Consider the following 361-nt stretch of genomic DNA (forward strand, 5'->3'; position numbering starts at 1 on the left):
CAGTCAGGGGGCGTAGTATCCGCGTTTGACCCGTGGCAATTACTCGCTGGTTCCCCAGAAGAACTTGCGGCAGCCGTTGGGGTTGCAGATAGCTACGGCAGTTATGTAATGGCTCACTCATACCGTAAGGAAGCGATTCTTGGTGCACTTGATGCCGGTGTAATGTCAATTGAGCACGGCTTTACTTTCGACTGTGATATTGCAGAGGTAATGAATGATAAAGGTGCCTACATCACGACTAACTTAACGGCATTTGACCCAGGGCTAATGGATATCCCTGCCATCAAAAATGTACCGTCTAGCTTCAGAAAGGCTAAATCGGCCACTGAAACCTTTAAAAACTACATTCCAAACATGAAGA

The 361-nt window shown here is 47.1% G+C and carries 1 pseudogene; it reads left to right on the forward strand.

The annotated features are described in order from the left end of the window. A pseudogene (locus AB4585_RS25765) lies at positions 1-361 on the forward strand (amidohydrolase family protein); the annotation flags it as partial.

The organism is Vibrio sp. 10N.222.49.C9 (genome assembly GCF_041474985.1).
GTDB classification, from domain to species: domain Bacteria; phylum Pseudomonadota; class Gammaproteobacteria; order Enterobacterales; family Vibrionaceae; genus Vibrio; species Vibrio crassostreae_C.